Source organism: Dawidia cretensis (genome assembly GCF_018598175.1).
Lineage (GTDB): Bacteria > Bacteroidota > Bacteroidia > Cytophagales > Cyclobacteriaceae > Ohtaekwangia > Ohtaekwangia cretensis.
The window spans coordinates 130,298-139,004 of record NZ_JAHESE010000015.1 but is presented as its reverse complement, the minus strand read 5'-3'; the positions used below and the strand labels follow the sequence as shown (position 1 = coordinate 139,004).

Below are 8,707 nucleotides of genomic sequence, written 5' to 3'. Positions count from 1 at the left end.
AACGGCGGGGGTGCGGTTGATGAGCCGGTTCTCGTATACCATCACGGCGCCGTCGGGGTCCTGCGGAAGCTGGATCTGTCCGCCGTACGGCGATGCGCCGAAGTCTGTGGTGCTGGGGCACATTGCCCAGTTGAAACCGTATTTTCAAAACAACAGCGACGTCATCCTGGCCGTGCAGAGTGGTTTTATCGGCGTGTGGGGTGAGCAGTATTATACCGACTACTTTGGCGATGCTTCGGTGCAAGGTAAGCTGACCGATCAAAACTGGCAGGACCGGCTGGATGTGATCACGGCATTGCTCGATGCTGTTCCGGCGAACAGAACGGTGCAGGTGCGGTATCCGCAGATCAAACAGAAATTTATATATGGTATCAATGCACCGGTGACATCCGCCGCCATCACCGCGGGGCAAGCGTACAACGGTACCAACATTTCGCGGATCGGGTTTCACAACGATTGTTTTCTTTCTGCGACGGATGATCAGGGCACTTATTGGGACTATGGCACATCGGCCACTTCGGCATCCGATCAGACTACCATCCTGAAAGCCTATGCCGCCAACGACAGCAAGTATGGCGCCGTCGGCGGAGAGACGTGCAGCGATGCGTTCAGCCCGCAAAACGACTGCAGCGGGCAGGCGGTTGCAGACCTGGACTTGCTTAACTACTCGTATCTGAATTCGGATTACAACAATGAAGTGAATAGTGACTGGCAGGATGGCGGCTGTATGGCCGAGATCAAGCGCCGGTTTGGATACCGATTTGTGATGCTCAATGGTACCTATTCGACGTCGGCCACGGTAGGCGGTACGATCAGCTTTGCGTTGAATGCAAAGAACGTTGGGTTTGCGGCTCCCTTTAATGCGAGAACACTCAAGCTCGTGCTTCGCAATACGAGTACGTCGACGGTCTACAAAGTCGACATAACGGGTACCAATGCCGATACCCGCTTCTGGCTGTCAGGCCAGAACGTTGCTTTGAACAAGACGCTGACGCTGCCGTCCAATGTTCCCGCGGGCACGTATGAGCTGTTGCTACACCTCAGCGATATGAGTAATAACGGGGCCGTTGCCACCCGACCGGAATACAGCGTCCAGTTTGCCAACACCGGCACATGGGAGTCTGCCACCGGCTTTAACAAGTTGAACGCAACGCTGACAGTCAGTGCCACGGCAAGCGTTCCGGCAGCACCAACTAATCTGACAGCCAGTGCGGCGTCGGCTTCGCAGATCAATTTGTCGTGGACCGCGTCGGCTGGCGCGACGAGCTACAGTGTACACCGCGCGACGGTGAACGGCGGGCCGTATACACAGGTGACCAGCGGGCTAACCGCGACGACCTATAGCAATACCGGACTGTCGGCAAGCACCACGTACTATTATATCGTGAAGGCAACGAACGCCGTAGGCACTTCGCCGAACTCCAACCAGGCCAGCGCCACCACTACTACTTCCGGTGGTGGAGCCACAACGATTGTGGTAGACGGCAATGCCGGCGAGTGGAGTTCAGTTCCCACTATTGCCACCAATGGCACCGGAGGGCTGACAAGCCTGAAAGCGGCGAATAGCGCAAACAACGTCTACATTCTGGCACAGGGCACTTCGATCGGCGCAAACTATCAGCTTTTCATCGATACCGATAACAATACTTCGGGAACCAATGAATATACCGGCAGCAGCTGGTCTTCTACCGGGTTTAACTTCATGGTTGAAAACGGAACGCTGTATCAATATACCGGCACGGGCACCGGCTGGACGTGGAGCTCGCTGGGCGCCGTCACCGCGGTGAAGAATACAACGGTATTAGAAGCCTCCGTCCCGCGCGCATCGCTGGGTACGCTGGCGGCGACCATACGGGTGGCTGTCGGTTCGATAAACGCCAGCTGGACAACGGTTGGCTATGTGCCCGCATCGGGGAGTGCCGGTGCACCGTATATAGTAGGCGGGGCGCCTGCTGCCCGGACGGGTGCACCGGAGCGTGCAATCGCCGACGCGCAAGACGAGCAATCGACATCGCTCGTGGTATATCCCAATCCGGCAAAGTCTACTTTGCATGTACAATATAAACTTGCTGGTAAGGGTACAGTGTCGCTGGAGCTGATCAACGTGTTAGGCCAGAAGGTTCGTACCGTTGACCTCGGGGTTCAGGATGCAGGTGCTCACGAGGCCACGGTGGATGTTCATGCGTTGCAAGGCTATTATGTAGTAAAATTAAGAACGCCGGCGGGTATGGAGACCCAACGCGTGAAGGTCAATAATTGATGTAGAAATGCTAGCCCGGGCGTTCCTGGGCTAGCATTATCTTTAACGGCATATCAGCGGTCTGAAGCAAACAGGCGTTAGTCGTGTGCCCCGTTGTTTTTCTGGATAATTCTCTGTAACTAGTATATGCCTTAATCAACCTTGACCCTGAAAAGATCATTAGCGATATTCTTCTTGCTAATATTCCTGTTTCATGCAGGGGGTTACTATGCTGTTTTCCTGGTGTCCTTTTATCAGGCAGAAAAAGTGCTGGCCCAGCGGGCGAATGCCGGTCATTATACAGCCGCCGACGAACTGATCCTGTCATTGTCCTTTTCCCTTCCGTATCCCGTGCACGCGGGCGAATATAAACCGTCTTCACCCAGGTCCTTTGAATACCAGGGTGAACAGTATACGGTTGTGCGGCAAAAGGTGGACGGAGACCTGGTGCAATTGGTGTGTTTGCGAAACGTCCGGCAAAGCAAGCTTGTCCTGGCGATGACCGACTATTCGAAGATCGTCAACAACCTGCCCAGTGGACGAGCCCTGCAAGTCATTGCTAAATTCTTTAAAGACTTTCAACCCACCGCCGGTCTCGTCATTTCTGATACCATGACGAGCCTATATGTAGAGCATCCACCATGCCGGGTTTGCCTGGCGTTGCCGGATGTCGAATACCCGGTCATTTCTCCACCCCCGGAAAAGCTATCGTGATCTGTTTTATTCCAGCGTGCCTGTAGGTCGCTATGACCTGCATGAATCATGCTGGCTATTTTATTCATTCACAATTAATAGCTTTTCTATGAACTACAAATTTTACATTTCGATATTGATCGTATTGGCGTCGCTTGCTTGTATGGACGCCCGGGCACAAGGTTGTGTGGCTGTTCGCCAGATGGGGGGACTTAATCCACTGTCGTCGAATGGGTATACGCTGCCCAGGAATGAGTTTCAGGTTGGGTTGAATTATCGTTACTTTCATTCGTGGCGCCACTTTGTCGGCACGGAGGAACAAAAGGAACGGCAGACTACCGGTGGCGGCCATGGAGCCGACGGCAAAGAACGCGGCAACGCTGTCAATATTTACTCGCATGCCGTCGATATCAATGTATCGTATGGTCTTTCCGACCGCATCCAGTTGAACCTGGCGATTCCCTATGTGCATAACGAACGCTCCCAGGTATTGAGAACAACTGCGGGCGATACTTCGCGGTATAGTGTTTACGCAAAAGGTCTGGGTGATATCCGGCTGAGCGCCAGCTATTGGGTGCTGGATCCCATGCACGCCGACAAAGGAAACCTGTCCATAGGACTGGGCGTGAAGCTGAACACCGGCAGCCACTCGGTAAAGGATGATGCGCCACAGGCAGACGGTACCACGCAGTGTGTTGTCATGGACCAGGCCTTACAGCCTGGTGACGGCGGCGTTGGTATTTCGGTCGAGGTGCAGGGATTCCGCCATCTGTATGGAAGAATTTACGGCTTTGCGAATGGATATTATCTGTTCAACCCACGTGAAACAAATGGTTCGTTCAAGTCGGCCCCGACGGTGGTGAAAGATGCTAACGGCAATACATTGGGCACGCTCCATGGCTATAACGAATATGCTTCACCCGATCAGTATTTTGCCCGTGCGGGCTTTATGGCCTCTGTCGGTAAGACGAGAAATGTTACCCTGTCGCTGGCGGGTCGCTGGGAGGGTATTCCGGCCTACGATGCGTTTGGCGGTCAGGTGGCATACCGGCGTCCGGGTTATGTGGTAGCCGTTGAGTCGGGCGTTTCGTATCGCGCGGGTAAACACAGCATCGCCTTGTTTGTGCCCTACAATTTTATCAGGAACCGCATCAAGAGCGCTGCCGACATCGCCCGGCAGAACCTGGAAAATTCTGTGATTACAAATGAGTCTGAAAAGGTGTCGGTCCAGGGCGATGCGGCTTTCGCCGATTATTCGATCAACATCAATTATACCTTCCGGCTGGGGCAGTTATTTTAATGTAGTATATAGCGCAGCAGGAGCTGTCTCAAAATTCCTCTCTTGAAAAAATGCCCCATAACCAATTTGGATTATGGGGCATTTTGGTATAGGGCGACCTGGTGGTGATAGCGTCAGGCATCATTATTGTCGGATTTCCTCATAACAATTCCGTGTTATGAATACAACAACTTCCAAACGAACCGATTCTGCTGCCCGCGTCATTCACGCAACGCCCGAGGTAATTTATGCGGCATACCTGGATGCGAAGGCAATTGCAGCCTGGCGTCCGCCACAGGGCATGCACGCTGAGATTTATGAGTTTAATCCACGGCCGGGCGGAACCTTCCGGATGTCGTTCGGCTATGACGAATCGGATCACTCTGTAACCGGCAAGACTTCGGAGCATGCCGATGTTTTTCATGGGCATTTCGCGGAACTGATTCCACATCAGCGTATTGTCGAGTTAGTGGAGTTTGAATCGGACGATCCTGCCTTTGCCGGTGAAATGAAAATTACGACTACTTTGGTGCGGGAGCGCCACGGGACGAATGTCAACGTAGTCTGTGAGAATGTACCCCTGGGCATCAAGGCCGAGGACCATCAACAGGGCATTCAATCAACACTGGCGAACCTGGCTCAATACGTCGAACGGTAAGTCTATTCGGTTACGCCAATCATCACACCAAAGTTGCCGTCTAACTGTTTCCAGTCCTGCGCGGGTAGATAGGTGCGTGACACAAAGCCGTCGAGGTACAAGGCATTGCTACAACCCTTACTAAGAAAGAACTGCGCGAAGTCATAGAAGTTAACGGGTTCTTTCGACATGGCGAAGAGTACCTGTCCGTCAGGAAGTATTCCTACGCCGTTTCGGATGTTGAGATTCGCCGAGCCTTTCTTAAAGGCCGGATGTACGGCGCCATCAATCAGCAACATGGGCCCTGACTGGGTGGCAAACGTAATCGTGTCGTGTGACGTGAAGCGCGGTGTTGTGCGTATGCCCGCGTGGTGGTGTGTGGTAATGTAGAATACGCCGTTGGGTTTCATGTAGAAGTTACCCCCTCCGGAAAGGGTGTCCAGGGGCTGTCGGATCGTGCCGTTGTCGATGAATAGGCCCTGGGGCGAGTTATCTGGCCGGTACATGCCGGCGTTCATACCAAAAGCCAGTGTTTTTCCCCGCTTCTCTATGTATTGCTTTAAGCCTTGCAGGCTTTTGAGTGGCTGGCCTTTGGCGTCTTTCCAGTATAATGAAATCGCGCCGGGTGCGTTGGCGTAACTGACAAAACGGTCATCTGCAAGTTGGGCAACAGTAATGAAATGGCAGAGTAGGAGGAGCGTTGTTAGTCGGATGGTACGCATGGTTTAGCTTGTCGACCAAACTACAAATAAATAACGCTATTATAATTTAATTGATACGTATATTTGCTTCCTGGACGCCCCAGGTGTGCATATTTCCTCACGATCCTATTAGCATGCGATTAGAACGAATTCTCATTCTTTTTCTATTATTATCTCTGGCTGTTTCCTGCTCCGACAATGACGACGACTCTGTTGACGCTGCCGGCCTGTTTCAAATCGCTTATGGAACAACGCATGATTTGGATTCGAGAACACCCGGTGTGGTGTCGTTTGGCAGTGATCATGTGGTCGTAACAAATGTCCGTCTCGGCAATGACGATTTGACAAATTACAAATTGGGTGTATTCATGGTGGGACCCACCGGCGCGGTCAAATGGTCGAAAATCATCCATGCCACGGAGGAGGAGACGCTTTTCGGCTATGACGTCGCAAAATCATCTGATTCAGAGTTTCTCATCCTGGCGAGGTCCGGAGAAAATCAGTTTGCTCACTACAGTCATCCGGTGGTGATCCGGATATCCGCTTCCGGCGATGTTCTTGGGGCAGACGCATATGATTATGATCTCCAGGAGGTTATGGTCATGCCGTACCTTACTGTGCTTTCGGATGCATCCGTGATATTATCGGGCTATAGTATTGGTTATCCTGTCGTAATTCATTCCGATGTTCAGCGAACCGTAAAATGGTCGCACCGACCCGATATGTTTGGATTTTCGACACGTTCAGCCGCCTTTGGTCAGCAGGTTGCTCATGTTTTTACGAACGGGTTCAAGGTTATCATACGGAAAACTCGCGACGATGGCGCGAGGGTTTGGGAGAAACAAGTGCAACTGCAGGTGCAGGAATGTATGTATCAAAAGTTTTACCCGGAGCTTCACGCATCGTTGTCGTCCTGAAATATCAACACGATTACAGGACGTTTTTATTGAGTCTGGATTGGAATGGACAGATGCTTGCTTTCAAATCTATAAATAGAGATTTCTGTGATCTGACGGCCGATGGCGAAGAGTATTTATTGGCACTGGATACAAATTATGACAACGCCATACTTCGGCTAAATTCCGACCTGGAAATAACCGATCAAAAATACATTGCCAGGTTCTTTGGTGGGAGTTTCAAAGGTGTCATGAGTACGGGGGAATCACACATCGCCTATCTGATACAGCCGATGGGCAATGACCCCACCGTTGGTCAGAAGGGAGCGAACTTCGTGCAGCTACAAAAAGCCGATCTGACCATCGGGTGCGCAATCGAGCAGACAGATGACAGCCCGATTTTGATGGAAGACGTTGACGGTAGCGTATTCGATCAGACCGATATTACTGACAACATTCCTTACCCCGTGACAATTACCCCCTTTGGCGTGGTAGTCGACGATTATCCTGTGGAGAAAAATATTGTGTGCCAAGGGAACGTACAATAATTTAATGAATGAAAACAGCGGAGTTTATCGCCTTGTCAGCATGCACCATGATGCTGACAGCCCTGGGGATTGATATTATGTTACCGGCCTTTGGCGAGCTGCGCGAACATTTCGGCCTGGCCCCGGAATCCACGGCCACGGCACAGATCATTGTCTTCTTTTTTATGGGCCAGGTTGCCCAGATTATATTCGGCGTATTGTCAGACCGTTTTGGCCGGCTGGCCATCCTGCGCATTGGCTTCCCGCTATACATCGCCGGCGGCCTGGCAGCGGCCTTTGCGCCAACGCTGACGCTGATGTACGTGGCGCGGTTTCTGGCAGGTATGGGAGCATCGGCAGTCTTTATGACGACCATTGCGGGCGTCCGCGACCGTTTTGTAGGCGACCGGATGGCGCACACCATGTCGCTGATCTTAACAATCTTTTTGTTTACGCCGATCTTCGCCCCGTTCTTAGGCATAGCCATTATGTCGGTCGCGTCGTGGCAAATGGTGTTCCTGACGCCGCCGTTGTTTGCCGTGGTGGTGTTTCTGTGGTCATTCCGGCTACACGAGTCTTTGCCTCCCGAACGTCGGACACCCCTGGCGTGGGCAACAATTCGTAAAAACGTCTGGGCGGTGATCGGCAACCGCGTCTTTCTTCGGTACATGACCACGACGACCATCCTCTTTGCTGCGCTCAGCTCGTATGTTGCGAGCTCAGAGCGTATCATCGCAGAGATCTACGGCAAGCCCGAATTGTTTGCCTGGATCTTTGCCGGCATCGGATTGCTGATGTCGCTTTGTGCCTTTACAAACTCACGTCTCTCGTCACGCTATGGCGCCCGGCGTACGGTAAAGGGACTGCTTGTCGTCTATACTATCGTCGGCTCGTTGCTGTTGATCGTCACGGTGGTGGCCGGCGATCCGCCGGATATGCTGGTATTCTTTGTCGCCCTGGCGATTATGTTGGCCATCAACCTTGCCGTAGAACCCAACAGCAGCGCGTTGGCGTTGGAGCCCATGGGAGAGATGGCCGGCATGGCGGCGTCTGTCTATGGTACGTTATTCTTCTTTGTGGGCTCTTCCCTCGGCGCCCTTATCAGCCACTTCATGATACACGGCGTGTTCCCGTTGGTCATAAGCTTTTTTGCCATCGGCGTTGTTACGCTGGTCCTGGTATTTACCGATCGCCGCCCTGTTCCCTAACGTTTTTCAATCCACTCCTTCAGCATTGTCAACGTAGTTCGCCAATAGAACTCCAAATGCTGCTGAATACTCTCCGTCGGAAAATTCCGGATCTCCAGCCAAAGCTGCGTATGTCCGTTGTCAGGCGCTAAAGAAAATGTAAGGATGGAATAATTCTTCGGCAAATCTGCCAACCGCGACAGCGAGCTGCGATGCGTATAGCATAGCAGTTTTTCCTGTTCATACCGAAGCACAACACCGTTGTTCTCAAAAGGCACATGATGAATACCCTGCATGGCGATCGGTGACGCTACCTGCCAATCCGTGACAACACGAATCTCCATTTCCGGCTCACCCATCCACTGCGCCATGTGCGCGGGAAGGGTGAGCGCGTCCCAAACAACAGCGGGAGTAGCATGGATTGTGACGGATGCGGAGAATACATCGTTCATGGTGATCATGGTTAAGGTTAGCCTGAGATCAGGCCTGTGGAAAGTAGTGGATAATTGAGAGAAAATACAAATACCGAATGTGGAATAGGCATTGGA

9 protein-coding genes are annotated in these 8,707 nt (G+C 52.2%); 7 read left to right on the top strand and 2 right to left on the bottom strand.

Annotated features, from left to right (window positions below):
• From KK062_RS15845 to KK062_RS15830, 4 genes are all read left to right on the top strand, one after another.
• A partial coding sequence (locus KK062_RS15845; RefSeq protein WP_254085298.1) for a DUF4832 domain-containing protein occupies positions 1–2,260 on the top strand: 2,260 nt, incomplete at its 5' end.
• A gap of 174 nt (positions 2,261–2,434) precedes the next feature.
• Complete coding sequence (locus KK062_RS15840) at positions 2,435–2,953, top strand: hypothetical protein (RefSeq protein ID WP_254085297.1); 519 nt, start codon at positions 2,435–2,437, stop codon at positions 2,951–2,953.
• Positions 2,954–3,041: 88 nt separating this feature from the next.
• Entirely contained in the window at positions 3,042–4,232 is a 1,191-nt protein-coding gene (locus KK062_RS15835; protein ID WP_254085296.1) for a hypothetical protein, read from the top strand.
• A 157-nt stretch (positions 4,233–4,389) separates the two neighbouring features.
• Positions 4,390–4,869, top strand: a complete 480-nt coding sequence (locus tag KK062_RS15830; protein ID WP_254085295.1) for an SRPBCC domain-containing protein — start codon at positions 4,390–4,392, stop codon at positions 4,867–4,869.
• 2 nt (positions 4,870–4,871) lie between these two features.
• Here the strand turns inward: KK062_RS15830 and KK062_RS15825 are convergent, their stop codons facing one another.
• Positions 4,872–5,570, bottom strand: a complete 699-nt coding sequence (locus KK062_RS15825) for a phosphodiester glycosidase family protein (RefSeq protein ID WP_254085294.1) — start codon at positions 5,568–5,570, stop codon at positions 4,872–4,874.
• Between the two features lie 113 nt (positions 5,571–5,683).
• Between KK062_RS15825 and KK062_RS15820 the strand changes: the two genes are divergently transcribed.
• From KK062_RS15820 to KK062_RS15810, 3 genes are read left to right on the top strand one after another with little or no spacing between them, the layout of a single operon-like run.
• Positions 5,684–6,466 (top strand): hypothetical protein, encoded by a 783-nt coding sequence (locus KK062_RS15820; protein WP_254085293.1) that lies wholly within the window; start codon positions 5,684–5,686, stop codon positions 6,464–6,466.
• Positions 6,415–6,993, top strand: a complete 579-nt coding sequence (locus KK062_RS15815; RefSeq protein ID WP_254085292.1) for a hypothetical protein — start codon at positions 6,415–6,417, stop codon at positions 6,991–6,993. Before KK062_RS15820 ends, KK062_RS15815 begins: the two co-directional genes overlap by 52 nt.
• An 8-nt stretch (positions 6,994–7,001) precedes the next feature.
• Entirely contained in the window at positions 7,002–8,180 is a 1,179-nt protein-coding gene (locus KK062_RS15810; protein WP_254085291.1) for an MFS transporter, read from the top strand.
• On the opposite strand, the gene KK062_RS15805 is transcribed toward KK062_RS15810, so the two are convergent.
• Entirely contained in the window at positions 8,177–8,611 is a 435-nt protein-coding gene (locus KK062_RS15805; protein WP_254085290.1) for an SRPBCC family protein, read from the bottom strand. The two genes, KK062_RS15810 and KK062_RS15805, sit on opposite strands and share 4 nt — an antisense overlap.
• Positions 8,612–8,707: the final 96 nt, after the last annotated feature.

Excerpts from the sequence above, each read along its gene's own strand:
- KK062_RS15820 (WP_254085293.1), top strand. The coding sequence starts at position 5,684 with ATGCGATTAGAACGAATTCTCATTCTTTTTCTATTATTATCTCTGGCT.
- KK062_RS15825 (WP_254085294.1), bottom strand. The coding sequence starts at position 5,570 with ATGCGTACCATCCGACTAACAACGCTCCTCCTACTCTGCCATTTCATT.
- KK062_RS15810 (WP_254085291.1), top strand. The coding sequence starts at position 7,002 with ATGAAAACAGCGGAGTTTATCGCCTTGTCAGCATGCACCATGATGCTG.
- KK062_RS15805 (WP_254085290.1), bottom strand. The coding sequence starts at position 8,611 with ATGAACGATGTATTCTCCGCATCCGTCACAATCCATGCTACTCCCGCT.
- KK062_RS15830 (WP_254085295.1), top strand. The coding sequence starts at position 4,390 with ATGAATACAACAACTTCCAAACGAACCGATTCTGCTGCCCGCGTCATT.
- KK062_RS15835 (WP_254085296.1), top strand. The coding sequence starts at position 3,042 with ATGAACTACAAATTTTACATTTCGATATTGATCGTATTGGCGTCGCTT.
- KK062_RS15815 (WP_254085292.1), top strand. The coding sequence starts at position 6,415 with ATGTATGTATCAAAAGTTTTACCCGGAGCTTCACGCATCGTTGTCGTC.